Source organism: Leucobacter celer subsp. astrifaciens, from assembly GCF_001273835.1.
GTDB classification, from domain to species: domain Bacteria; phylum Actinomycetota; class Actinomycetes; order Actinomycetales; family Microbacteriaceae; genus Leucobacter; species Leucobacter celer.
Genome location: NZ_JHEI01000135.1, coordinates 307267 through 332320, shown reverse-complemented (window position 1 = coordinate 332320; position 25054 = coordinate 307267). Strand labels below are relative to the sequence as shown.

Genomic DNA, 25054 nt, shown 5'->3' with positions numbered 1-25054 from the left:
TCGCGCGACGGCAGGACGCCGAGGAGGAATGATGACATCCACCATCGAGATCGAGGATCTCGACAAGCGCTACGGCGGAAGAGCCGTGCTCGACGGGCTCTCGCTGGAGATCTCGGGCGGGATCTTCGCGCTGCTCGGGCCCAACGGTGCCGGTAAGACGACGCTCGTCTCGATCCTCACCACACTGCTGCGCCCCGCGGCCGGCAGTGCCAGGATCCTGGGCCACGACGTCGTGCGCGAGGCTGCGACGGTGCGCCGGCTCATCGGCGCCACGGGGCAGTACGCCTCCGTCGACGAGGCGCTCACCGGACGGGAGAACCTCGTGATGATCGCGCGGCTGCTCGGCCATTCGCAGCGGGACGCGCGGCGTCGCGCCGCCGAGCTGCTCGAATCATTCGAACTCACGGAGGCGGCCGATCGGCGGGTGGCGGGCTACTCCGGCGGCATGCGTCGGCGCGTGGACCTCGCCGCCTCGCTCGTCTCGACCCCGGCCGTGCTGTTCCTCGACGAGCCGACCACCGGACTCGACCCCGCGAGCCGAGCGCACCTCTGGGACGACATCGCGGCGCTCGCCGCCGAGGGATGCTGCGTCTTCCTGACGACGCAGATGCTCGACGAGGCGGAGGCTCTGGCCGACCGGGTCGCGATCCTGCAGCACGGCAGGATCGTCGCCGACGGCACGGTGGCGTCGCTGACGGCGCTCGTGGGCGAGGAGACCGCGGTACTGGTGGATCGGGACGGGACGGTGCGGCGCACGTTGGAGGTCTCGGGCACCGCCGCCGGTATCGAGCACGCGCTCGCGGGACTCTCGGAGGACGAGCGGGAACTGCGGCTCGAGCTGCGCAAACCGACGCTGGATGACGCGTTCCTCGCACTCACGGGGCAGCACGGTGATCTCGGCGATGGACGGAACGACGAGCGGCAGGAGGTCGCAGCATGAGTATCACGATGCATCAGGGGACGGGGCCCATCGCGGCGAGCAAGGTCTTCGTCGGGCGCAGCATGCGGCACAGCCTGCGCGACGGCGAGGGGCTGATGATGGCGATCGTGCTGCCCGTCATGCTCATGCTGCTGTTCACCGTCGTGTTCGGAGGCGCGATCGACGCGGGCGGGGAGTACGTCGACTTCGTGCTGCCCGGCATCATCGTGCTCTGCTCGGGTTTCGGGGCGGCCTCGGTCGCGGTGTCGGTCAACCGCGATGTGACGGGAGGCGCGATGCAGCGCTTCCGCAGCCTGCCGACACCCGCGGCGTGCTGCCTCGTAGGGCACGTGGTCGCGAGCGTGCTGCGGAATCTGCTGGCCACCGCGATCGTGGTGGGCGTCGGCCTGCTGCTCGGCTTCCGGCCGGTGGCGGGACCGCTGGAGTGGGTCGCGGCGGCGGCGCTCGTGCTGGCGTGGATTCTCGCGGTCACGGTGGTCTTCGCCGCGATCGGTCTGCTCTCGTCGAGCCCGGAGGCCGCGAACGGCTACGGTTTCGGACTCCTGTTCCTGCCGTACCTGTCGAGCGCCTTCGTGCCGCTCGACACCCTGCCGGACTGGCTGCGCCCGTTCGCGGCCGGGCAGCCCGTCACGCCGCTCACCGACGCGATCCGGGCCCTGCTGCTCGGCGGCGACCCCGGCGGGCAGGCGTGGTTCGCCCTCGCGTGGTGCGCAGGCATCGTCGTGGTCGGCGCCGTCGTCATCGCGTGGCGATTCCCGCGCCGCTGAGAGAGCGGCGGCGCGGGGTGCGGTGGGGCGTCAGCCCGCGGTATCCTCTTCGAGATCTGTGGGATCCTCCGCCGGCTCCGGCTCGACGGCCGGCGCGTCGCCGCTCAGCTCCGCCTCGACCGCGTCGACCTGCTCCTGGGTGTAGCCGCAGTAGTTCACGGCCTCGCGCTGCCAGTAGCTGACCAGACGGTCCTTGCCCGCCTCGTGCGCCGCGGCGACCGTGCCCTCGTAGATCTGGCCGTCCTGCGATTCCTTGTTCACGTCCGGCACCGCGTCGCAGACGTGGAACACCGAGCCGCCCTTCACCCAGAAGACGCGATCCTCCCCGGTGAGCTGCTGCACGATGTTCGTCTCCTCGGCGTACTGCTCCTGCGAAGGGGACTGATAGGAGATGCCGAAGGCCGCGGCGATGAGCAGCACCACGATGCCGACGCCGCCGGCGAGGGCCTTCTGCTTGCCGTCCATGTTCTTGTTGAGGAAGATCAGGATGATGAGCGGGAGGAAGGCGATGATCGCCACGATCGCGCCCAGCTGGTTCTGCACGAAGAAGCGCACCCGATCCCGCTTCGAGGCGGGATCGAGCCGATTCGCCTGCTTCCAGCACAGCGATCCGGCCACCGACAGCACGCCGGTCACCACGATCGCGCCGATGAGCAGCCACATGTTCACGGGCACCTGCTTGAGCACCCAGAAGATCGCGAACACCTCGATGCCGATCGCGACGATCCAGGCGGCCCACGAGATCCAGCGCAGCCGGGTCGCCTTCGCCTTGGCCTCCGGCTCCGGCGTCCACACCGGCTCGTCGCCGTCGTGCTCACCGGCTTTCCCGCGGGCCTGAGACGAAGTCTTCGAGCTCTCGACGCGGACGACCTTCTTCTTCGGCGATTCGGCCATATTCGCTCCTTGCGCATTCGATCCTGGCGTTCAGCATAGGGCGTCCCGCGCGCTCGCGCGCCACCGATCCTCTCCGGGGTCTCCGAGCCGGGTGTCGCTAGGGTGGAAACATGCGAAAGAAGACTGCCCGCGAGGCGCGCGAGAGCGCACTCGCGAGCGGCTGGACGGTGGAGGCGGATCCGGATCCCGCCGCAGCTGTCGCGGGCATCGCCGATGCCCCGGCCGACCCCCACCCGGACGCCGTGGACGCCCCCGGACCCCTCGATGACGCGACATCCGAGGGGGATCCTCGCCCGCAGATGAGCAACGGGGCGCTCGTGCTGCTGGGCGTCTTCGGCGGGCTGTACCTGCTCTATTCCTGGATCTGGTTGAGCTGGGCGCGGTACTACGCCGGAATCAACGCCGAGCTCACCGCGGCGAGCGGCTCGCTGGGCGGCGTGCTGCAGCAGATCGTGTTCTGGGCGGCGCCGCTCGCGCCGCTGCTGTGGTTCCTCGCGGCGCTGCTGCTGAACCGCGGGGCCGGCACGCGCCGCTTGGCGCTCTGGATCGTGATCGGAGCGGTCGTCCTGCTGCCCCTGCCCGTATTCGCGGGGGGTGGTGCCTGATGGCACGACGGATCTTGGCATGGGGCATCGGGGTGCTGCTGACCGGCCTCTACGCCTCGACGGTGGTCGCGGGCGTCGGCAACCTCGTGCTGCTGCCGCAGATGGCATCTGCGATGGGGCTGGGGATCACTCCGAGCGGCTGGTTCTGGCTGGGATTCGGAGTGCTGATGCCGGTGGTGGTGTACGTGCTCTCGCTCGTGATCGGCAGGGGGCGCTCGGCCGCGCTGCGGCTGCTGGTGATCGCTGCGGGTCTGGGCGTGGTCGCCGTGGTGCAGCTCGAGGTGATGCACCTCGTGCCCCAGTCCGGTTTCTTCGCATGACGGTACCGGCGTCTCGGTACCGCTGCGCGGGGTAGACTGAAATCCCGGTGCCGTGCGCCGGGTCATTTTTGCCGCTGACTCCGAAGGAACCGTTTGATGTCTGCGCCGGTCGTGCTGATCGCCGAACAACTCTCGCCCGCCACCATCGCCGCACTCGGCCCGGACTTCGAGGTGGTGAACGTCGACGGTACCGACCGCGACGCTCTGCGCTCGGCGCTCGCGACCGCAGACGCAGTGCTCGTGCGCTCCGCCACGCAGATCGACGCTGAGGCGCTGAGCTGGGCGCCGCAGCTGAAGATCGTCGCCCGCGCGGGTGTCGGCCTCGACAACGTCGACATCAAGGCCGCGACCCAGGCCGGCGTCATGGTCGTCAACGCGCCCACGTCGAACATCATCAGTGCGGCCGAGCTCACCGTCTCCCACATCCTCGGGCTCGCGCGGCACCTGCCGCGCGCGCACGCCTCGCTGTCCGCGGGGGAGTGGAAGCGCTCCTCCTTCACCGGCATCGAGCTCTACGAGAAGACGATCGGCATCATCGGCCTCGGCCGCATCGGTGCGCTCGTGGCCGAGCGCCTGCGCGGCTTCGGCGTCGAACTCGTCGCCTACGACCCCTACATCACCGCGACACGGGCCCAGCAGCTCGGTGTGCAGCTCGTCACGCTCGAGGAGCTCGTCGAGCGAGCCGACTTCCTCACGATCCACATGCCCCGGACTCCTGAGACCCTCGGCATGATCGGTGCGGAGCAGCTGCGGGCTATGAAGAACACCGCGTACGTGGTGAACGTGGCGCGCGGCGGCCTGATCGACGAGGCGGCGCTCGCCGAGGCGCTCGCGACCGGCGAGATCGCCGGTGCTGCGCTCGACGTCTTCGTGCAGGAGCCCCCGGCCGACACCTCGCTCACCGGCCTGCCGAACGTCAACGTCACCCCGCACCTCGGCGCCTCCACGGAAGAGGCCCAGGAGAAGGCCGGCGTCTCGGTCGCGAAGTCGGTGCGACTCGCGCTCGCCGGAGATCTCGTGCCGGATGCCGTGAACGTGGCCGGCGGCGTCATCGACGAGTACGTGCGCCCGGGGCTGCCGCTCACCGAGAAGCTCGGCCAGGTCTTCGCGGGTCTCGCGGACGGCCCGCTCGCCTCGCTCGACATCGAGGTGCACGGCGAGCTGGCCGAGCGCAACGTCGAGGCGCTGCGCCTCGCTGCGCTCAAGGGCATCTTCTCGAAGGTCGTCAGCGAACCGGTCTCCTACGTCAACGCACCCCTGCTCGCCGAGCAGCGCAATGTCGAGGTGCGCTTCAGCGTCGACGAGTTCTCCGAGAGCTACCGCAACGTCGTCACGATCCGCGGCTCCCTGACCGACGGCACCCAGGTCTCGGTCTCGGGCACGCTCACCGGCCCGAAGCAGATCGAGAAGATCGTCGAGGTCAACGGCTACGAGGTCGAGCTCCCCATCCCCGAGCACCTCATCGTCTTCAGCTACACCGATCGTCCGGGCATCGTCGCCGTCTACGGCAGCCTGCTCGGCGAGGCCGGCGTGAACATCGCCGGGCTGCAGATCGCCCGGGACGAGAAGAAGGGCACCGCGCTCTCGGTGCTCTCCGTCGATGCGCCGGTCGAGGAATCGATCATCGGCAGCCTGCGGGAGGCCATCGGCGCCGAGCGCCTCGTGACGATCGACGTCGACGCGCTGTAAGTAACGTGCCGCACTGAGGGCCCTGCTTCCGTTCGGAGGCGGGGCCCTCAGCGCGTCTCCGCGCCGATCGCCGTGAGTGCTGGGGCTCCGTGGGTTCAGTCGTCGAGCCTCGCGAGCACGTCGACGGCTGCGCGGGTGTACTCGCCGATCCACCGGTCGTGAATGCGCTTGATCGGCAGCGGCGCGAGAGCCAGCCTGCGCGTCTTCCCGACCCGCCTTCCGGTCAGGAGCTCCGCCCGCTCCAGCACGCGGATGTGCTGGAGCACGGTCGTGCGATCGAGCTCGGGGAAGGCGTCGCAGACGTCTCCGGTGCTGCGGGGTTCGGTGCGCAGCAGGTCGAGGATCCGGCGACGGGTGGAGTTCGCGAGGGCCTTGAAGACGGCGTCATCGCGGGAATCATCCGAAGTCGTTCCCTTTTCCTCGCTCATGTGATAAAAATATCACATGAATGCGAATGCGGGCGCCGCTGACGCGCCACTCGAGGAGCTGTCGTTCACCGTGACCGGCCACGTCTCGAAGACGCCGCACGAGGTCTTCGAGGCCGTGGCTGATCCCGAGCAGCTGTCCCGGTACTTCACGACCGGGGGAGCGCGGGGGCGGCTCGAGTCGGGGGCCGAAGTCTCGTGGGACTTCGACGATTTCCCCGGCCGTTTCCCGGTCGAGGTCGTCGAGGCGGTGCCCGACGAGAGGATCGTCATCCGATGGGCGGGCGACGAGTCTGCGACCGCGTCGACGACGGAGACGACGTTCCTGTTCGAACCGGTCGACGGCGGATCGCGAACGCTCGTGACCATCACCGAGAAGTCGTGGAAGCCGACGACGAAGGGGGCAGCGGGCGCTTTCGGCAACTGCATGGGGTGGACCGGAATGCTCGCGGCGATGAAGGCCTGGCTGGAGCACGGGATCAACCTGCGCGAGGGCTTCTACAAGTAAGGGGTGAGCATGCCTGCCGAAGTGGTCGAAGTGGAGTTCCTCGCCTTGATCGAGCACGGCCGGCGCTTCTTCACCCGCAAGGGAGTCGAGTTCGCCTTCGGCGAGCGTCTCGCCGGAGTCTGGGAGGACGACGGTCCGAGCAGCCACGCGGCGGTCGTGCCGCTGGAGGATCTGGAGCGCGAGTTCCCGAAGCACCTCGACGGTCCGGATGCGGGCTGGGTGCGTGGGCTCGTCTTCCGCGCGCTCGCGGGAGACGACCCGGCACGGCTGCGCGAGGAGGCGATCGCCGAGTACACCTCTCGTCACGGTCGAGCGCCGCGCGCGCAGAAATGGCAGGTGCGTCGAGGGGCTCCGGACCAGCGCTGACTGCGATCCCGCTGTGAGTGCGTCCCACCGCCGACGCCGCGTTCTCGGGGTTTGCCGGGGGCCAGTGGTAGTCTGATCGTGCGGGTGCACACCCGCGTCAACGAAGAATCGAGCGCGTCGACTGGCGGGCTGGTCTTCGGTGGTGGATCCCTCTGCGGTGCAGAGTGGCCTTCTACTGAACATCAGCGCCCGTGCGTCGCAAGAGTGCAGCGGGGCTGCCTGTCGCGCGCTCACGTATGTGAAGGAGATCCCGTGGAGGGTCCTGAAATCAAGTTCGCCGAGGCCGTGCTCGACAACGGCAAGTTCGGCAAGCGCACCATCCGCTTCGAAACCGGCCGCCTCGCGCAGCAGGCGCAGGGCGCGGTCGCCGCGTACCTCGACGAGGAGACGATGCTCCTCTCGGCCACCAGCGCGTCGAAGAACCCGAAGGATCACTTCGACTTCTTCCCGCTGACCGTCGACGTCGAAGAGCGCTCGTACGCCGCGGGCAAGATCCCCGGCTCGTTCTTCCGCCGCGAGGGCCGCCCCTCGACCGAGGCGATCCTCGTCTGCCGTCTCATCGACCGTCCGCTGCGTCCGTCGTTCGTCGACGGCCTGCGCAACGAGGTCCAGATCGTCGTCACCGTGCTGTCGATCGCCCCGGGCGAGTTCTACGACGCGCTCGCGATCAACGCTGCCAGCGCATCGACCCAGATCTCGGGTCTGCCGTTCTCCGGCCCGATCGCGGGTGTGCGCCTCGCGCTCATCGGCGACCAGTGGGTCGCGTTCCCCAACGAGGCGCAGCTCAAGGAGGCCGTCTTCGACCTGATGGTCGCCGGCCGCGTGGTCGTCGATAAGAACGGTGCCGAGGACGTCGCGATCATGATGGTCGAGGCGGAGGCCACCGAGGACTCGTGGAACCTCATCAAGGCCGGCGCCACCAAGCCCGACGAGGCAGTGGTCGCGCAGGGCCTCGAGGCCGCGAAGCCGTTCCTCTCGCAGCTCGTCAAGGCGCAGGAGCAGCTGGCCGCGCAGTCGGCCAAGGAGATCCAGGAGTACCCGGTCTTCCTGCCCTACACCGACGAGGTCTACGCAGCCGTCGCCGAGCTGGCAGAGGCCGAGCTCGCGGGGATCTACCAGATCGCCGATAAGCAGGAGCGTCAGGACGCCGACGACGCGCTGAAGGCGCGCGTCAAGGAGGCCATCGCCGCCAAGGTCGCGGAGGGTGCGCTCGACGCGTCCGCCGAGGGCCAGGTCTCGGGCGCCTACAAGTCGGTGACGAAGAAGATCGTGCGCGGTCGCATCCTCACCGAGGGCGCCCGCATCGACGGCCGCGGCCTGCGCGACATCCGCGCGCTCGATGCCGAGGTCCAGGTGATCCCGCGCGTGCACGGCTCCGCCATCTTCCAGCGCGGAGAGACCCAGATCCTGGGCGTCTCCACGCTGAACATGCTGAAGATGGAGCAGCAGATCGACTCGCTGTCGCCCACGACCAGCAAGCGCTACATGCACCACTACAACTTCCCGCCCTACTCGACCGGTGAGACCGGCCGTGTCGGCAGCCCGAAGCGTCGCGAGATCGGCCACGGCTTCCTCGCCGAGCGCGCGCTCGTGCCGGTGCTGCCGGCGCGCGAGGAGTTCCCCTACGCCATCCGCCAGGTGTCCGAGGCGCTGAGCTCCAACGGCTCGACCTCGATGGGCTCCGTGTGCGCGTCGACCCTGTCGCTGCTCAACGCCGGTGTGCCGCTCCGCGCGGCAGTCGCCGGCATCGCGATGGGCCTCGTCAGCGACGAGGTCGACGGTGAGACCCGCTACGCGACGCTCACCGACATCCTGGGCGCCGAGGACGCGCTGGGCGACATGGACTTCAAGGTCGCGGGCACCTCGGAGTTCGTGACCGCGCTGCAGCTGGATACCAAGCTCGACGGTATCCCGTCGGACGTGCTGGCCGGTGCGCTGTCGCAGGCCAAGGAGGCGCGCACGACGATCCTCGACGTGCTCGGCCAGGCGATCGACGCTCCCGACGAGATGGCGCCGACCGCGCCCCGCGTCATCAGCGTGCAGATCCCCGTCGACAAGATCGGCGAGCTGATCGGCCCCAAGGGCAAGACGATCAACGGCATCCAGGACGAGACCGGCGCCGACATCTCGATCGACGACGACGGCACCGTGTACATCGGCGCGGTCGACGGCCCCTCGGCCGAGGCTGCTCGCGCGCAGGTCAACGCGATCGCCAACCCGCAGAACCCCGAGGTCGGCGAGCAGTACCTCGGCACCGTGGTGAAGAACGCCGCTTTCGGCGCCTTCGTCTCGCTGCTGCCCGGCAAGGACGGCCTGCTGCACATCAGCGAGGTGCGCAAGCTCGCCGGTGGCAAGCGCATCGAGAGCGTGGACGACGTGCTCTCGATCGGCCAGAAGATCCTCGTGAAGATCACGAAGGTCGACGACCGCGGCAAGCTCTCGCTCGAGCCCGTGCTCGAGGAGGCGGCTGCCGAGGAGGCTCCCGCCGCCGAGGCCGTGCCGGCTGAGGCCGCTGCCGAGTAACCGGCTCTGATCCCGATTCGGGATCCGCGAGCGCCCGTTCTCCCGCTCCGGGAGGGCGGGCGCTCTGCTGTGTGCGGCCCGTGCCGGGGGGGGGCTTACGCCCGGCCGATTGAGCTTGTCGCCTGCTCCGCCGATTGAGCCTGTCGAAATCAAGGGCTGTTCGCGCTGATTGAGCTTGTCGAAATCAAGGGCTGTTCCCGCTGATCGAGCTTGTCGAAATCAAGGGCTGTTCCCGCTGATCGAGCCTGTCGAAATCAAGGGCTATTGGTCTCGTGGTGGTGGTGATGCTTCGCGCACAGGCGCCGGAAATCGGTCAACTTTCTTGAGTTATCCCTAGGTGTTTTCCCTGCTCAACTGGGAAAATTGGGTATGTCCTTCTTCTCCGAGATCACGGCCGGTATCGCGGCGATCCGCGCGCTGACCGGCGAGGTATCGGACACGGCACTGCTGCCGGCCGCAGTTGCCCGCCTCGACGACGCGGGTGCCGTGGAACTGCTGCAACTCGCCTCGACTGTGGGGCAGATGGCGGAACGGCTGCGAGTGGTCGCCGCGGGCGTGGTCGCGCAGCGCTCCACCAGGGAGGCCGGACATGCCGGGCTCGCGCAATCCCAGGGGCACCGCAACGCGGTCGCCCTGGTGCAGCAGGTTACCGGGATGAGCCGCAGCGAAGCCGCGAGGCAAGTCCGCGTCGGCACCACCCTCTACGACAGCGCGGGTGCCGGTGCTGCCTGCGCCGGTGCTGCGGGTGCTGATGCCGGCGCCGGTGAGCTTGAGGCTTCCGTCACCTCGGCGGGCCGCACAGACACCGCGAACGCGGAGCAGTGCACAGGCGCGGCGCCGGGAACAGTCGCACCGTGGCATGCGTGCTTGGGACGTGCGCTGTTGAATGGAGCGATCTCCGCTGCACAGCACGACGCGATCCTGCGCGGACTCGGGCGGCCGCCGGAGCACAGGTGTGGACCGCAGGCAGCCGCGCAATCAGCGCAATCAGCGCAATCCGTGCAATCCGTGCAGCCTGTCGAGCATGATTGCGTTCGGGAAGCCCTGGAAGACGCAGCGCGGTGGTCGGCGGCGGCCGATCGGCTGGTCTCAGAAGCGAGTCATCGCACGGTGGAGGATCTTGCACAGGCGTCGAGATTCGTGCGGGATCAGCTCGACCCCGAGGGAGCCGAAGCACGCTATCTCGCCCGGTACGAGCAGAGGTCATTCCGAATATGGATCGATCGGGACGGACTGCATCGTGGGTCCTTGGTGTGCGACGATCTATCAGCGGCGCGGTTGCGTGCAATCTTCGACTCGGCATTGCGTCCGCGTCGTGGAGGCCCCAGCTTCGTGACCGCGGAGGAGCAGACTCGGGCGAAGGCCCTGATCGAGGATCCGCGGTCGAACGAACAACTCGCGCACGACCTGATTCTCGATCTCATCGAGGCGGGCAGCCTTGCGACGCCCGAGACGGTCTACGGAACGCGGCAAGCCGGTGTGCGTCTCGTGCGGCTCGGAGAATCCGACGGCACCCCTGCCGCCGGACGCTTTGAGGACACTCCCGCGACGGTGCCGAGCGGGGTCGTGGACCAGCAAGTCTGCGCCAGCGGGATCGTGCCGGTGACGATCGATCGTGCGGGGCGTCCGTTGGACGTGGGGCGGGAGCAGCGGCTCTACACGTCCCGGCAGCGCATCGCGCTCGCGGTCCGGGACGGGGGCTGCCGGTGGCCCGGCTGCGACCGGCCTCCTGCCTATTGCGAGGCGCATCACATCGACGAGTGGCAGAAGGATCAGGGCCGCACCGATCTCGACCGGGGTGTGCTGCTGTGCCGCTTCCACCACATGCAACTCCACGCGAACAGCTGGCGCATCACCCGCACCGGCGATGGCACGAGCGCCCGCGACGGCACTGGTGTTGGCTTCGGCGACGGCGATGCCGGCTCTGGGCTTGGGCCTGACTCTGGCTGCTTCATGCTCCACGACCCCGACGGCAGGGCAATACCAATGCGACCCCGACTCGAACTCCGATACGCGTGGGGCGACCTCGGGCCACCCCGGCAGCGCTTCAGGCTTGTCGCATGACTGCCGGGGGAGGAGTCTGTCAGTCGGCTGCTCGCTGCTGCTCGCTGCTGCTCGCTGCTGCTCGCTGCTGCTCGCTGCTGTTCTCAGCTGTTCTCAGCTGCTTCTGCTTGGGCGGCTGGGGTGCAGCGGCGACCGAGCCCGGTCCGTGCGGCAGTAGGCTGGTGGGATGCTCGATCCGATTCTCCTGCCCCTCGATCTGCCCGACCTCGAAGTCGATCTGAGCGGCGGTCTCGTGCGCCGCACGGTGCATCCGAGCGGGCTGCGAGTGCTCACCGAGCGCATGCCCGGCTCCCGCAGCGCCTCCATCGGCTTCTGGGTGGGGGTCGGCTCCCGCGACGAACAGGCCGAGCGCGGCGACGCCCCGGGCAGCCTGGGCTCCACCCACTTCCTCGAGCACCTGCTCTTCAAGGGCACCCCCACACGCGACGCGTACACGATCGCCACGAGCTTCGACCGCATCGGCGCCGAGCACAACGCGCTCACCGCCAAGGAGTACACCTGCTACTACGCGAAGGTGCGCGACGCCGACCTCGACGGCGCCGTGACGGTGCTCGCCGACATGGTCACCAACTCCACCCTCGACACCGCCGAGTTCGAGAACGAGCGGGGCGTGATCCTCGAAGAGCTCGCGATGGCCGCCGACGACCTCGCCGATGTCGCCAACGAACGATTCTTCGAGGCCGTGCTCGGCGAGCACCCCCTCGGCCGTCCCATCGGGGGCAACCCCGAGACCATCCGGGCCGCCCACCGCGACGACGTGAACCACCACTACCGCGAACGCTACGACCCCTCGACCCTCGTCGTCACCGCGGCCGGAGCGATCGATCACGACCGCCTGGTGGATCAGGTGCTCGCCGTGCTGAACCTCTCACCCGAGGAGCGCTGGCATACGGACCGGGGCGCAGCTCCCGAACGCAGGGTGCAGCTGGTCGGTGCCGAACCGTCGGTCACGGCCTCGGGCGACGCAGCAGCCGCAGCAAGCACAGCAGGGCCGGCAGGATCGCTCGGGGCGACCGGGCCCCGCGTCCACCTCACGGAGCGCCCGTCCGAGCAGGTCAACCTCATGATCGGCACCGAGGGCCTGTGCTCCGGCGACCCGCGCCGCTTCGCCTTCGGCATCATGAACTCGGTGCTCGGCGGCGGCATGTCGAGCCGGCTCTTCCAGGAGATCCGGGAGAAGCGCGGTCTCGCGTACACGGCCTACTCCTTCGGAGCGAGCTACTCCGACGGGGGCGTCTTCGGCATGTACGCCGGCACCGCCCCCGAGAAGGCGGCCGAGGTCGCCGAGCTCAGCCGGCTCGAACTGCAGAAGCTGGCCGACGGCGGCATCACCGAGGAGGAGCACGAGCGGGCGCTGGGCCAGATCGCGGGATCGTCGGCGCTGGCGCTCGAGGACTCCGATACGCGCATGGGCCGGCTGGCCCGCGCCGAGCTGGGCAGCGGAGAGCTCTACGACCTCGACACCTCGCTCGAGCGTTTCGAGGCTGCGACGGCTGAGGAGATCCGAGACATCGCGGCGCTGTTCGCCGCGCGCCCGCTCACCGTGGTCGCGGTCGGCGAGGTCGAACGCGCGGGGCTCGGAGCATGACCGCCGGCGGTAGTCTGGAGGGCATGTCGACAACGGTTGCGGTGGCGGGCGCTCGAGGGCGCCTGGGAAGCCTGGTCTGCGAGGTGGTGGAGGAGCACCCCGACTTCGAGTTGGTGGCGCGGTTGAACCGCGCCTCCGACCCGGAAGACGGGGCAGCGGCGAGGATCCTCGTCGACGTCAGCCATCCCGATGCCTCGCCCGGCATCGTCGATCGCGCGCTCGGCCGCGGGCAGCGGGTGATCGTCGGAACGAGCGGATGGTCGGCGGACCGCCTCGAACAGCTGCGCGAGCGCGTCGCGGCGACACCGGGAGCCGGTGCCATCGTGGTGCCCAACTTCTCACTGGGATCGGTGCTCGGCACGGCGCTGGCCAGCATGGCCGCTCCCTACTTCGACGCGATCGAGGTGATCGAGGCGCACCATCCCGGCAAGGTGGACTCTCCGAGCGGCACGGCCGTGCGCACCGCCGAGCTGATGGCGGAGGCGAGGGGAGGCCGCCCGGTGGAGGCGCCGTTCGCCGAGCAGCCGGCGCGGGGCCAGCTGGTGGCCGGGATCCCGGTGCACAGCCTGCGCCTGGCCGGCGTCATCGCCAAGCAGGAGGTGCGCTTCGGCGGAGCGGGGGAGGTGCTCACGGTCACCCACGACACCCACTCGAACGAGTCGTACCGGGCCGGTATCCGCGCCGCACTCGACGCCGCGGTGACCGCCGAGGGGCTCACGGTCGGGCTCGATCGCGTACTGGGGATCGGCGCGTGAGCCCACGCCTGCGCGCCATCATCGGCGTCGCCATCATGAGCGCGCTGCTCGTGCTGTACTTCGTGTTCGCCGGCATCCGCGCGTTCGCCCTGCTCGCCTCGGCTCAGCCGGTACCGGTGATCATGGGCGCCGCGATGCTGATCCTGCCCCTGATCGGCGTCTGGGCGCTGCTGCGGGAGCTGCAGTTCGGGCGCAGCGCCACCCGGCTCGCCGACAGGCTCGCAGCCGAGGGTCTCCTGCCCGATGAGCCGGTCGCGACGCATCCCTCCGGACGCCCCATGCGCGAGGATGCCGACGCCGCGTTTCCCCGCTATCGCGACGAGACCGAGGCGGATCCCGAGTCGTGGCGGGCATGGATGCGCCTGGGAATCGTGTACGACGCGTGCGGGGACCGGAAGCGGGCGAGAGCGGCGATCCGACAAGCAATCTCTCGAGAACGCAACGATGTTGGTGATCCCCCGGAGACCGGTTAGGGAAATCTGGAGTTCAGGCCTACAATCGTCGGCGGACGACAGCGGGTCGGGGCCCGGATGACCCCGTGGAGATACTCGCTGCCGAAATGCGCGAACACGCCATGATGCGTGGGAAAGCAGCGGGAAACACATGGCCAAATACGACCTCACAGCTCCCGATCCGGCGACACGCACGCTGGACTCGGTGACCGGTATCAGCAAGAAGGGTCTTCCCTCGGGCACCGTCGGGGTGCTCGGCGCCCTCGTCATCGGACTCTCCGTCTGCGCCCCGGCGTACACGCTGACCGCCGCGGTCGGCCCGGCCGCGAGCGAGGTCGGCTACCAGACTCCCGCCATCTTTCTCATGGGCTTCATCCCCATGCTCCTCGTCGCGCTCGGCTACCGCGCGCTGAACTCCGCGATGCCCGACTCCGGCACCTCCTTCACCTGGGCGGTCAGGGCCTTCGGCCCGTGGGTCGGCTGGATGGCCGGATGGGGCCTCATCGCGGCCACGGTGCTCGTGCTCTCGAACCTCGCGGGCATCGCGGTCGAGTTCCTGTTCCAGTCGATCAGCATCATGGTCGGCAACCCGGCGATCGCCGAGATCGCCGAGAACAAGTTCATCAACATCCTCGTCTGCCTCGGCTTCATGGCGATCGCGACGTTCATCTCCTATCGCGGCATGACCTCGACCAAGGTGTTCCAGTACGTCACCGTGCTCTTCCAGATGGCGGTTCTCGTGTGGTTCATCGTGGCGATGTTCGTCGGTGCGGCCGATCCGGCGAACACCGAGGGCCGCACGCCCGAGCTCTCGTGGTTCAACCCGCTCGAGGTCGACAGCTTCAGCGCGTTCGCCGCGGGCATCGCCGTGTCGATCTTCGTCTACTGGGGCTGGGACACCGTGCTCACCATGGGTGAGGAGACGAAGCCGTCGAAGGGTCGTCTCTCGACCGAGAGCAAGGCCGCGATGATCCTCGTCGGCATTCTCGTGGTGCTGTACGTCGGCACCGCCGCCGCGACCGTCGGCTACGCCGGTCTGGGCGACGGCCCGACCGGCCTCAACAATCCCGACATCGCCGAGAACGTGTTCGCCGCGCTCGCACACCCGGTCATGGGGCCCGCCGCGATCCTGCTGTCGCTCGCGATCCTCGTGAGCGCGATGGCCTCGATCAACTCGACCGCGATCTCGCCCGCGCGCACGCTGCTCGCGATGTCGCACTACCGCGCGCTGCCGCAGTCGATCAAGCGGATCCACCCCAAGTACAAGTCGCCGTACGTCGCCCTGCTGTGGTCGTCGCTCGTCGCCTCCGTCTTCTACGCCGTCATGCGCTTCATCAGCGAGGACGTGCTCTGGGACACGATCACCGCGCTCGGCATGATGGTCTGCTTCTACTACGGCATCACCGCTCTTGCGAGCCCGTGGTACTTCCGCAAGACCGCGCCCAAGGAGGGCGTGGGATCGGTGATCTCCAAGATCGTGCTGCCCGCCATCGGCGGCATCCTGCTGCTCATCGTCTTCGTGCAGACCACGATCGACAGCATGGACCCGGGCTTCGGATCCGGCAGCAACATCGGCGGCATCGGGCTCGTGGGCATCATCGGCGTCGTGGTGCTGGGCCTCGGCGTGGTGCTCATGGTCATCCAGTCGCGGGTGTCGCCCGACTTCTTCAAGGGCAAGGTGCTCGCGAAGGCGGACGCCAGCAACGACACCTCCGCGATCGAGGTGTTCGACGACGGGCTCGGCAGCTGAGGGCGATCCCGGTTCCGCGCATCGCGCCGCGCTCGGTGCGCCGTGCGCATCGCGCCGCGTCCGCGGAGCCGGGCCTCCGCCTCGATCGGCGCAGCGCAGCGCGCCGGGATCCCGCCTCCGGCCCCCACGCTGATTGAACGAAAGGCCATTCCGTCTGGTTCAATGATCTCGTGTCCGGGCTCCGGCTCGAGTGCGAGGCCCGCGGACACTGGATGCGAGGCGAGGTGAACCAGTGCTGATATTCCGGATACCGCAGTCGGATCGCTCCGTCGCGACCGCGGCCTACCTCTTCGCGGGCGCGCTGTTCGCAGCGCTCAACGTGACGGTGTTCCGCGTCGGTGAGAACCCGCGGATCGACGTGCTGGTGACCGCGGTGCTCGCGACGCTGGTCGGTTGCGGGGTGCTCATCCGCGGCCGGCGGTTCTCGGTGACCGCGGCCGGAGTACTGATGACGCTCGTGACGGTGTTCGTCGTGCCGACGGTGGCGTTCACGCCGACCGAGGTCAGGGCCCTGAACTTCGGTCTGCTCTTCTTCCCGTTCTTCATCTACGTCGTCTGGTTCCTCCCGATGCGGGTGGCGCGGCTGCTGGGCTATACCTGGTTGCTGCTCTACGTCGTGATCGTCGTCGTGCGGTTCGGCGAGCCCATGTATCCGGCGCTGACCACGCTTGCGCTGACCGGCGGGGTGCTGGGTGAACTGGTCGGCCGCTTCAAACGTCGCCTCGAGCACGCGTCGATCACCGACCCGCTGTGCGATGTGTGGAACAAGCGAGGCTTCGAACGGCTGCTGCCCAGGGCCATCTCGAGCGCGGAGCGCACCGGGCGTCCGCTCTCGCTGCTCTATCTGGATCTCGACGAGTTCAAGACGATCAATGATCGGCTCGGGCACGGCGAGGGGGATCGTGTGCTGCGGGAGTTCTCGCTCGCGATGCAGGAGCGCGTGCGGCAGGAGGACGTCTTCGCGCGCTTCGGCGGAGACGAGTTCGCGCTGCTGCTCGTCGACTGCGATGCCGAGCAGGCGCAGCTCACGGGGGAGCGGCTGCAGCGCGAGGTCGATGCGACTCCCTGGTCCTTCGGCATCTCCGAGTGGAACTCCGGCGAACGTCCGGAGGAGTTCATCTCGCGGGCCGACATGCGGATGCTGAACGAGAAGCAGGAGCGCCGAGGTGCCGCGCGCGGGTGATCGCCGGGCCGGCCGGGCCCGCCGCGCGGGTGACCGGTCGAATCCGCTCGCGGGCCTGAGCCGGTTGCCCGGGCTTCGGAGGTAGACTCGGGGCGTGACTGCGAACCCGATCCCGACCCCCTACGAGGACCTGCTGCGCGAGGTCTACGAGCACGGCACCCCCAAGTCGGATCGCACCGGCACGGGCACGCGCAGCCTCTTCGGGAGGCAGCTGCGGTACGACCTCTCCGAGTCCTTCCCGCTTATCACGACGAAGCGGGTGCACTTCAAATCGGTGGCCGTCGAACTGCTGTGGTTCCTGCGCGGCGAGGGCAACATCTCGTACCTCGAGGAGCACGGCGTCACGATCTGGGACGAGTGGGCCGACGAGAACGGGGATCTCGGCCCCGTCTACGGCGTGCAGTGGCGCTCGTGGCCCGCGCCGAACGGCGAGCACATCGATCAGATCGCGAATGTGATCGAGCAGCTGCGCAGCAACCCCGATTCGCGGCGCATCATCGTGTCGGCGTGGAATGTCGCCGAGCTCGATGAGATGGCGCTCGCCCCGTGCCACGCCTTCTTCCAGTTCTACGTCGCCGATGGCAAGCTGTCGTGCCAGCTCTACCAGCGCTCCGCCGACATGTTCCTCGGGGTGCCGTTCAACATCGCCAGCTACGCCCTGCTCACGCTCATGGTCGCGCAGCAGACGGGACTCGAGCCCGGCGAGTTCGTGTGGACCGGCGGAGACTGCCACGTCTACGACAACCACGTCGAGCAGGTCGAGCGTCAGCTCGCCCGCGACCCCTTCCCGTATCCGCGCATCGAGATCCGCAAGGCCGATTCGATCTTCGACTACACGCTCGAGGACTTCGAGGTGGTCGACTACCAGCATCACCCGGGCATCAAGGCCCCGGTGGCGGTGTGAGGATCGCCGGTTGAGCGAGCGGAGCGAGTCGACACCGGGCACGCCTCGCATCGGGATGATCTGGGCCGAGGCCCGGGGCATCGGCGGTCGCGGCGCGATCGGCCGCGGGGGAGAGATGCCCTGGCATCTGCCCGAGGATCTCGCGCACTTCCGTCGCACGACGACGGGTGCACCCGTGCTCATGGGGCGCCGCACCTGGGAGTCGCTGCCCGAGCGCTTCCGGCCGCTGCCGGGCCGCGAGAACGTGGTGGTGACGCGGGATCCCGAGTTCGACGCGCCCGGGGCGACCGTGGCGCACTCCCTCGACGAGGCGCTGGCCGCGGTGCGGGATCACGGTGCGGAGCTCGGCTGGATCATGGGAGGCGGGCAGCTGTACCGCGCTGCGATGCCGTTGGCCGACGAACTCGTGGTGACGCGCATCGAGCTCGACGTGCCCGACGCCGACACCTTCGCCCCGGAGATCCCCTCCGACTTCACCCTCCGGGAGGAGACCGGACCGGAGACGTCTTCGACGGGCCTGCGCTACACCTTCCAGCGCTGGGTGCGGAGGTCTCCTGGCAACAGAGGCTGAGCGGAGCCGATGGGGAAGAGAGCGCTTCGGGGCCGCGTGGCGCGCCAGCGACGCGCGAGGGGTCCCCGTTCGAGCGAACGCCGTCGGCTCTGCTCGGCCGGAGAGCGCCCGAAACCGCCAAGGTCAGCGGAGTCCGGTAGCCTAGTGAGGTGGCAATCCAGGAAAACCCCTTCGGTCAGGTACTCGTCGCACTCGTCACTCCGTTCCAGGCGGACGGCGAGGTCGATTGGACCGCGACCGAGAAGCACATCGACGACTGCATCGCGAGCGGTGCCGACGGCATCGTGGTCACCGGTACCACCGGTGAGACCTCCACGCTCACCGACCCCGAGAAGATCAAGCTCGTCGAGGTCGCGAAATCGGTGTCGAGCGGTCGCGCGAAGGTGATCACGGGCGGCGGATCCAACGAGACCGCGCACGCGATCGAGCTGTACCGGGCCAGCGAGAAGGCCGGGGCCGACGGCGTGATGATCGTCACCCCGTACTACAACAAGCCGACCCAGGCGGGCCTGCTCACGCACTTCCGCATGGTCGCCGACGCCACCGAGCTGCCCGTCATCCTCTACGACATCCCCGGCCGTACGGGCGTGCCGATCAAGTACGAGACGATCCTGCGTCTCGCGAAGCACCCGAACATCCTGGCGGTGAAGGACGCCAAGGGCGACTTCAGCGAGGTGAGCCGGGTGCTCAACCAGACCGATCTCCTGTACTTCTCGGGCGACGACGCGAACGTGCTGCCGCACCTCTCGATCGGGGCCACCGGCCTCATCGGCGTGACGGCGAACATCGCTGCGGCGCCCTACCGCGCCATCATCGACGCCGTCAACGTGGGCGACCTGCACACGGCCCGCGACATGCATCAGCGGCTCGAGCCGCTCGTGCGCGCCGTCATGACCCACGTGCCCGGCACGGTGGCGGCGAAGTACATCCTGCACGGCCTGGGCCGCATCGGCAGCCCGCGCGTGCGCCTGCCCCTCGTCGGCCCGGAGGAGTGGGAGGCGGCCCTCATCGAGGACGAACTCGCGCTCGTGACCGACGTGCCGGGCATCGACCTCTCGAACTTCAGGCCGGACCGCAATGCGGCTGCCGGCGGTGCCCTGCCCAAGATCGCAGGCACTACCCGCTAACGAAGCGGCCCCCTGAGCCTGTCGAAAGGGGGCGACAGATAGCCGCTCCCCTCGACAGGCTCGGGGAGCGGACAAGGAACACATGACGAACCCCCCTTACGCACCTCCCGCTCTCGAGCAGGGAACCCTTCGCATCACGCCGCTCGGCGGTCTCGGCGAGGTCGGTCGCAACATGACCGTCTACGAGATCGACGGCAAGCTGCTGATCGTCGACTGCGGCGTCTTCTTCCCCGAGGTGCAGCACCCGGGCGTCGACCTGATCCTGCCCGACATCACCAAGATCGAGGATCGCCTCGGCGACATCGTCGCCGTCGTGCTCACGCACGGCCACGAGGACCACATCGGCGGTGTGCCGTACCTGCTCAAGCTGCGCGAGGACATTCCGCTCGTCGGCTCCAAGCTCACGCTCGCCTTCGTCGAGGCGAAGCTCAAGGAGCACCGCATCCGCCCGGTGACCCGGGTGGTCGCCGAGGACGATCGGGTGCAGTACGGACCGTTCGACCTCGAGTTCATCGCGGTGAACCACTCGATCCCCGACGCGCTGGCCGTGGCGATCCGCACCGACGCCGGCCTGGTGATCGGCACGGGCGACTTCAAGATGGATCAGCTGCCCCTCGACGGCCGCATCACCGACCTGCGCGCGTTCGCGCGGCTCGGCGAGGAGGGCGTCGACCTCTTCATGACCGACTCGACGAACGCCGACGTGCCGGGCTTCACCCCGCTCGAGAAGAACATCGGGCCGGTCATCGAGCAGGTCATCGCGAAGACGCCGGGCAAGGTCGTCGTCGCGAGCTTCTCGAGCCACGTGCACCGCGTGCAGCAGGTGCTCGACGCGGCGCACGCGAACGGGCGGCGCGTGGTGCTGCTGGGCCGCTCGATGGTGCGCAACATGAAGATCGCGGCCGATCTCGGATACCTGGAGGTTCCGGAGGGCGTGCTGGTCGACCTCAAGAAGAGCGGCGACATCCCAGACCATCGCATCGTGTACATGTCGACCGGGTCGCAGGGCGAGCCGATGGCCGTGCTCAGCCGCATGGTCAACCGCGAGCACCAGGTCGAGGTGGGCGCGGGCGACACCGTGATCCTCGCCTCGAGCCTCATCCCGGGCAACGAGACCTCCGTCTACCGCGTGATCGACGGCCTCATCAAGCTGGGTGCCAACGTGGTGCACAAGGGCAACGCGAAGGTGCACGTCTCCGGTCACGCCGCGGCGGGCGAACTGCTCTACTGCTACAACATCGTGCGCCCGAAGAACGTCATGCCCATCCACGGCGAGTACCGCATGCTGGTGGCGAACGCCGCGCTCGCGATCGAGACGGGCGTGCCGCAGAACCGCACCGTCATCGCCGAGAACGGCACCGTCGTCGATCTCGTCGACGGGGTCGCCCGTGCGGTGGGGCAGCTCGACACCGAGTTCATCTACGTCGACGGCAAGAGCGTCGGCCGGGTCACCGACGACGATCTGCGGGATCGCCGCACGCTCGCTGAGGAGGGCTTCATCTCGGTGATCACCGTGGTGGAGACGACGCTCGGCCAGATCGTGTCGGGTCCCGAGATCCACGCGAAGGGCGTGGCGGAGGACGAGAGCGTCTTCGACAAGATCAAGCCGCAGATCGCGAGCGCCCTCGAGGACGCGATGAAGGACGGCATGACGGATCATCACCAGCTGCAGCAGATCGTGCGTCGCACGATCGGCCGCTGGGTGGGCACCAAGCTGCGCCGCAAGGCGATGATCGTACCCGTAGTGGTGGTGGTGTAAGGCGTGGTGGGATCCCTCGCGGATACCTCCTCGGCCGGTGCCGTGGCGCGCCTCGCGAGCGAGGCCGAGCGGACCGGCTGGGACGCGCTCGTCGCGGCGAATCCGGGCGGGGGCGAGGTCTGGATGGGCGAGTCCTATCTCGGCGTGAAGCGCGAGCAGGGGCGATACCGCGACTATCGCGTGGTCGTGGAGCGGCCGGGGCGTCCATCCGTGGCCGTCGGCGTGCTCGCGAAGCGCGTCCCGCTGCTCGGGGAATGGTGGCATCTGCCCGCCGGGCCGGCCGGAGAGGACACGGCGGCGGTACTCGAGGCGGCCTCGGCGGTCGCGGGTCTCGCGCGTTCGCGGGGAGCATTCCTGCTGAAGATCGAACCGCGGTTGGGGCTGGACGCCCGGGACGCGATTCGCGCTGCCGGATATCGCGATACCGTGCGGATCATCCCCAACCCGTCGACCGTGCTCGTCGGTCTCGGAGAGCCGGGCCGCTCGGATGAGGAGCTGCTCGCGAGCCTCGGGAAGAAGGCCCGCAACTCGATCAACCGCGCGCGCCGCGACGGCATCGAGGTGTCGCGCGTGCCCGCCACCGATGAGAACTGCGCGACGCTGTACCGCCTGCTGCGGGAGACCGCCGAGGGCCGGTTCGTGCTGCGCTCCGAGGCGTACTACCGGGCGTTCTGGCAGCGCTTCGAGGCTGACGGATCCGGCCGGATGTTCCTCGCGCACCGCGCCGGTGCTGACGGAGCACCCGAGCTGATCGCGGGCGCCTATGCGATGGCGCTCGGCGACAAGACCACCTACAAGGACGGCGCATCGGTGCGCGCCAAGTCGGCGTACGGCGCTTCGCACGCGCTGCAGTGGGAGGTGCTCCGCTGGGCCGCCGAGCGCGGCGCGCGGGTGCACGACCTCTGCGGGGCCCCGCCCTCGGATCGTGCGGACGACCGCGACCATCCGCTGCACGGCGTGGGCCAGTTCAAGCGCTCCTTCGCCCCCGAGATCACCGACTACGCCGGAGCCTTCGACCTCCCGCTGAAGCCGCGGGCCTACGCCTTCTGGGTGAAACTGGGGGACCGCCTCGCGCGCCGCTGGTCGCTGGCGGTCAGAAAGGACCCGTACTACTGATGGCCGCGGGAATCATGCGCGCGAGCGCGGTGATGGCATCGGGCACGATGGTGTCGCGCATCCTCGGGCTCGTAAAGGCCGTGCTGCTCGCGTACGCGATCGGCTCGGTCGGCGCCGTCTCAGCAGACGCCTTCGCCAACGGCAATCTGCTTCCGAACACCCTGTACATGATCCTGCTCGGCGGCATGCTGAACGCCGTGCTCGTGCCGCAGATCGTGCGGGCCGCCCAGAACTCCGACGGCGGCAGCGGCTATATCAACAAGATCCTCACGCTGATCTCGGCGGTGCTGTTCGGCATCACGGTGCTCGCGATGCTCGCGGCCCCCTGGATCGTGCATCTGACGGCGATTCCGTGGGACGCGGATCAGCGTGCGCTCGCGACGGCGTTCGCCTACTGGTGCCTGCCGCAGATCGTGTTCTACGGCCTCTACACGGTGCTGGGCGAGGTGCTCAACGCACGTAGCGTGTTCGGCCCGTTCACCTGGGCGCCCGTGCTCAACAACGTGATCGGGATCGCGGGCATCGTCGTCTTCATCGCGATGTTCGGCGCTGATCCCGAGGGCGAGCGCACGGTCTTCGAGTGGGATCCCCTCTCCATCGGCGTGCTCGCGGGCAGCGCGACGCTCGGCGTCATAGCGCAGGCGCTGATCCTCTTCGTCTCCTGGCGTAAAGCGGGCATCCACTATCGCCCCGATTTCAAATGGAAGGGCATGGGCCTCGGGCGTACAGCCCGAATCGCCGGCTGGAGCCTCGCGACGATCACCGTGATGCAGCTCGGCGGACTCGTGACGAACAACATCGTCGCGATCGGGACCGGTCACGGTCCTTCGACGAGCGCCATGCAGAACGTCTGGCTCATCTTCATGATGCCGCACTCGGTGATCGCGGTGTCACTGGCAACGGCCTACTTCACGCGGCTCTCGGAGTGGGGGCAGACGGGCCGCATGACGGAGTTCGTCGCGGACTTCTCGGCGTCGGCAAGGCAGATCGCGCTCGTCATGGTGCTCGCGGCGGCCGCGATCTTCGCCGCGGCGCCCTTCGTCGCCCGCATCATCAACTTCGGCGCGACGCAGTTGCAGGTCGACCAGTTCTCCCAGGCGCTGCAGGCCTACGTGGTGAGCCTCGCCGCCTACAGCTTCCTCTTCGTCGTGCAGCGCGCCTTCTACGCGCTCTCCGACACGCGCACGCCCTTCGTGTTCACGACGATCCAGATGGGCATCGTGATCGCGCTCTCGCTGCTGCTGATCTTCGCACCCGAGGCGATGATCGGCATGCTGTTCGCCCTCGTCTGGTCATTCGCGACGATCGTGCAGGCGCTGCTCGCGACCTGGCTGCTGCGCCGCAAGATCGGATCGATCGACGGGCGCAGGATCGCGCAGAGCCTCGTGCGCTACGTGCTCGCGGCGATCCCGGCCCTCGTCGCAGGCCTGCTCGTGACCTGGCTGCTGCGGTCGGCGGTCCCCGGGTTCGACGCCGTGCTCGCGATCCCCTTCGCCGTTGCGGTCGCCGCGGTGGTCGGCGCGGTGTACGTGATCCTGCTCGGCCTGCTGCGCTCCCCGGAGCTCGCCGAGCTCACCGGCTTCATCTCACGCAAACTCGGAAGGAACCGCTCGTGACCTCCCTCTCGGTCGTCCCCTGCACGGATCGCGCTCTCTGGGACGCGACGGTGAGGGATCTCGGCGGTCACCCGCTGCAACTGTGGGGGTGGGGCGACCTCAAGTCGGCCCACCGCTGGAGCGCCGAGCGAGTGCTCGTGCGCAACGGCTCCGGATCCGACGCCCCCGTCGTCGCGGCCTGCCAGCTGCTCACGCGCTCGCTGCCCGGCCCGCTGGGCGGATTCGTGTACGCCCCGCGCGGTCCGGTGCTCGTGCGGAGCCAGGAGGATCCGGAGCGCCCCGCCGCCTCGCCGACGCCCGCGGAGGTGGCGAACGCCGTGGCCGACCACGTGCACGGCTCTCGGCGTGCCGTCGCGGTCTCGATCGAGCCCGATGAGGACGCGGGGGAGTTCCCGCTCGGCGATCGGTGGCGCGAGGCGGGGACGCCCGTGCTGCCGGCGCGAACGCTGATCCTCGACCTGCGGCGCACGGAGGACGAACTGCTCGCCGACATGTCGAAGAAGCACCGGCAGTACGTGCGCAAGGCGGGGCGCGAGGAATCGCTGTCGATCCGGCCGGTCGAGACCCTCGAGCAGCTGGACGCGTGCCTCGATGTGTACCGGGAGACGAGCGAGCGCGCCGACTTCGGGCTGCACGAGGACTCCTACTACCACGACGCCTTCACCATGCTGGGGGAGGACTCGCCGGTCTGGGCCGCGTACGTCGAGGACCAGCCCGTGGCGTTCCTGTTCATGGCGAAATCGTCCCGCACCGCGTTCGAGCTCTACGGAGGCATGAACGACACGGGGCAGCGGCTGCGCGCCAACTACGCGCTGAAGTGGCACGTGATCCGGCACATGAAGTCCATCGGGATCGAGCGCTACGACTTCGGCGGGCTCATCAACGACGGCGTCACGACGTTCAAGAAGGGATGGGCCTCGCACGAGAACCTGCTCGCGGGGTCGTGGGATCGCCCCGGCCCGGGGTACCGGATCTGGACCGAAGGGATGCCCCTCGTCAAGCGTGTCGTGCGCAAGCTGCGTCGACGCTGAGCGGTTCCGCTTCCGCCGCCGATTGAGCGGAGCTCGGGGAGCTTGGGGAGCCGAGATCGAGTGACTTCGGAGCTGCGGTTTCGACTCGCTCGTTCCTCGCT

Annotated in this window: 23 protein-coding genes; 21 read left to right on the top strand and 2 right to left on the bottom strand. The window is 68.8% G+C overall.

Annotated features, from left to right (window positions below; all coding sequences use genetic code 11):
• Window positions 1-31 precede the first annotated feature (31 nt).
• Both AMS65_RS08035 and AMS65_RS08030 read left to right on the top strand, forming a co-directional pair.
• Window positions 32-940, top strand: a complete 909-nt coding sequence (locus tag AMS65_RS08035) for an ATP-binding cassette domain-containing protein (RefSeq protein WP_306455225.1) — start codon at window positions 32-34, stop codon at window positions 938-940.
• Window positions 937-1707, top strand: coding sequence for an ABC transporter permease (locus tag AMS65_RS08030; protein ID WP_053383620.1), 771 nt, complete (start codon window positions 937-939; stop codon window positions 1705-1707). Before AMS65_RS08035 ends, AMS65_RS08030 begins: the two co-directional genes overlap by 4 nt.
• A 30-nt stretch (window positions 1708-1737) precedes the next feature.
• On the opposite strand, the gene AMS65_RS08025 is transcribed toward AMS65_RS08030, so the two are convergent.
• Window positions 1738-2601 carry a hypothetical protein gene (locus tag AMS65_RS08025; RefSeq protein ID WP_053383619.1) on the bottom strand — a complete coding sequence of 288 codons (864 nt, stop codon included), beginning with the start codon at window positions 2599-2601 and terminating at the stop codon, window positions 1738-1740.
• Between the two features lie 110 nt (window positions 2602-2711).
• Here AMS65_RS08025 and AMS65_RS08020 point away from each other — a divergent pair, with 110 nt between their 5' ends.
• From AMS65_RS08020 to serA, 3 genes are all read left to right on the top strand, one after another.
• Complete coding sequence (locus AMS65_RS08020; RefSeq protein WP_053383618.1) at window positions 2712-3206, top strand: hypothetical protein; 495 nt, start codon at window positions 2712-2714, stop codon at window positions 3204-3206.
• A complete protein-coding gene (locus AMS65_RS08015) occupies window positions 3206-3526 on the top strand; it encodes a hypothetical protein (RefSeq protein WP_053383617.1) in 321 nt (106 codons plus the stop codon). Before AMS65_RS08020 ends, AMS65_RS08015 begins: the two co-directional genes overlap by 1 nt.
• A 96-nt stretch (window positions 3527-3622) precedes the next feature.
• Window positions 3623-5215, top strand: a complete 1593-nt coding sequence (gene serA / locus AMS65_RS08010; RefSeq protein WP_053383616.1) for a phosphoglycerate dehydrogenase — start codon at window positions 3623-3625, stop codon at window positions 5213-5215.
• 95 nt (window positions 5216-5310) lie between these two features.
• On the opposite strand, the gene AMS65_RS08005 is transcribed toward serA, so the two are convergent.
• On the bottom strand, window positions 5311-5643 hold the full coding sequence (locus AMS65_RS08005; protein WP_053383615.1) for an ArsR/SmtB family transcription factor: 333 nt from the start codon (window positions 5641-5643) through the stop codon (window positions 5311-5313).
• Window positions 5644-5659: 16 nt separating this feature from the next.
• Here AMS65_RS08005 and AMS65_RS08000 point away from each other — a divergent pair, with 16 nt between their 5' ends.
• The 16 genes from AMS65_RS08000 (at window position 5660) to AMS65_RS07925 (ending at window position 24953) form a co-directional block, all read left to right on the top strand.
• Window positions 5660-6148: an SRPBCC domain-containing protein gene (locus AMS65_RS08000; RefSeq protein ID WP_053383614.1), complete on the top strand. Its 489-nt coding sequence runs from the start codon at window positions 5660-5662 to the stop codon at window positions 6146-6148.
• Window positions 6149-6157: 9 nt separating this feature from the next.
• The gene (locus AMS65_RS07995) at window positions 6158-6514 is read left to right on the top strand and encodes a hypothetical protein (protein ID WP_157502143.1); all 357 of its coding nucleotides are present in this window, start codon (window positions 6158-6160) and stop codon (window positions 6512-6514) included.
• Window positions 6515-6766: 252 nt separating this feature from the next.
• Entirely contained in the window at window positions 6767-9037 is a 2271-nt protein-coding gene (locus AMS65_RS07990) for a polyribonucleotide nucleotidyltransferase (protein ID WP_053383612.1), read from the top strand.
• Between the two features lie 486 nt (window positions 9038-9523).
• Window positions 9524-11101, top strand: a complete 1578-nt coding sequence (locus AMS65_RS07985) for an HNH endonuclease signature motif containing protein (RefSeq protein ID WP_241489381.1) — start codon at window positions 9524-9526, stop codon at window positions 11099-11101.
• Between the two features lie 166 nt (window positions 11102-11267).
• Window positions 11268-12689: a M16 family metallopeptidase gene (locus AMS65_RS07980; protein WP_053383610.1), complete on the top strand. Its 1422-nt coding sequence runs from the start codon at window positions 11268-11270 to the stop codon at window positions 12687-12689.
• Window positions 12690-12712: 23 nt separating this feature from the next.
• Entirely contained in the window at window positions 12713-13444 is a 732-nt protein-coding gene (gene dapB, locus AMS65_RS07975) for a 4-hydroxy-tetrahydrodipicolinate reductase (RefSeq protein ID WP_053383609.1), read from the top strand.
• A complete protein-coding gene (locus tag AMS65_RS07970; protein ID WP_241489380.1) occupies window positions 13441-13917 on the top strand; it encodes a tetratricopeptide repeat protein in 477 nt (158 codons plus the stop codon). The genes dapB and AMS65_RS07970 overlap by 4 nt, the downstream gene beginning before the upstream one ends.
• Window positions 13918-14047: 130 nt before the next feature.
• Window positions 14048-15646, top strand: a complete 1599-nt coding sequence (locus tag AMS65_RS07965; RefSeq protein WP_053383608.1) for an APC family permease — start codon at window positions 14048-14050, stop codon at window positions 15644-15646.
• Window positions 15647-15878: 232 nt separating this feature from the next.
• Window positions 15879-16829: a GGDEF domain-containing protein gene (locus AMS65_RS07960; RefSeq protein WP_053383607.1), complete on the top strand. Its 951-nt coding sequence runs from the start codon at window positions 15879-15881 to the stop codon at window positions 16827-16829.
• 94 nt (window positions 16830-16923) lie between these two features.
• Window positions 16924-17733, top strand: a complete 810-nt coding sequence (locus tag AMS65_RS07955) for a thymidylate synthase (protein ID WP_053383606.1) — start codon at window positions 16924-16926, stop codon at window positions 17731-17733.
• Window positions 17734-17743: 10 nt separating this feature from the next.
• Window positions 17744-18304, top strand: a complete 561-nt coding sequence (locus AMS65_RS07950) for a dihydrofolate reductase (RefSeq protein WP_306455224.1) — start codon at window positions 17744-17746, stop codon at window positions 18302-18304.
• A 149-nt stretch (window positions 18305-18453) separates the two neighbouring features.
• Entirely contained in the window at window positions 18454-19431 is a 978-nt protein-coding gene (dapA, locus tag AMS65_RS07945; protein WP_053383605.1) for a 4-hydroxy-tetrahydrodipicolinate synthase, read from the top strand.
• Window positions 19432-19513: 82 nt separating this feature from the next.
• Window positions 19514-21190 carry a ribonuclease J gene (locus AMS65_RS07940; protein WP_053383604.1) on the top strand — a complete coding sequence of 559 codons (1677 nt, stop codon included), beginning with the start codon at window positions 19514-19516 and terminating at the stop codon, window positions 21188-21190.
• A gap of 3 nt (window positions 21191-21193) precedes the next feature.
• Window positions 21194-22306 (top strand): lipid II:glycine glycyltransferase FemX, encoded by a 1113-nt coding sequence (locus tag AMS65_RS07935; protein ID WP_083451559.1) that lies wholly within the window; start codon window positions 21194-21196, stop codon window positions 22304-22306.
• Window positions 22306-23922: a murein biosynthesis integral membrane protein MurJ gene (gene murJ, locus AMS65_RS07930; RefSeq protein ID WP_053383603.1), complete on the top strand. Its 1617-nt coding sequence runs from the start codon at window positions 22306-22308 to the stop codon at window positions 23920-23922. Before AMS65_RS07935 ends, murJ begins: the two co-directional genes overlap by 1 nt.
• The gene (locus AMS65_RS07925) at window positions 23919-24953 is read left to right on the top strand and encodes a lipid II:glycine glycyltransferase FemX (protein WP_053383602.1); all 1035 of its coding nucleotides are present in this window, start codon (window positions 23919-23921) and stop codon (window positions 24951-24953) included. Before murJ ends, AMS65_RS07925 begins: the two co-directional genes overlap by 4 nt.
• The last annotated feature ends 101 nt before the right edge of the window (window positions 24954-25054 follow it).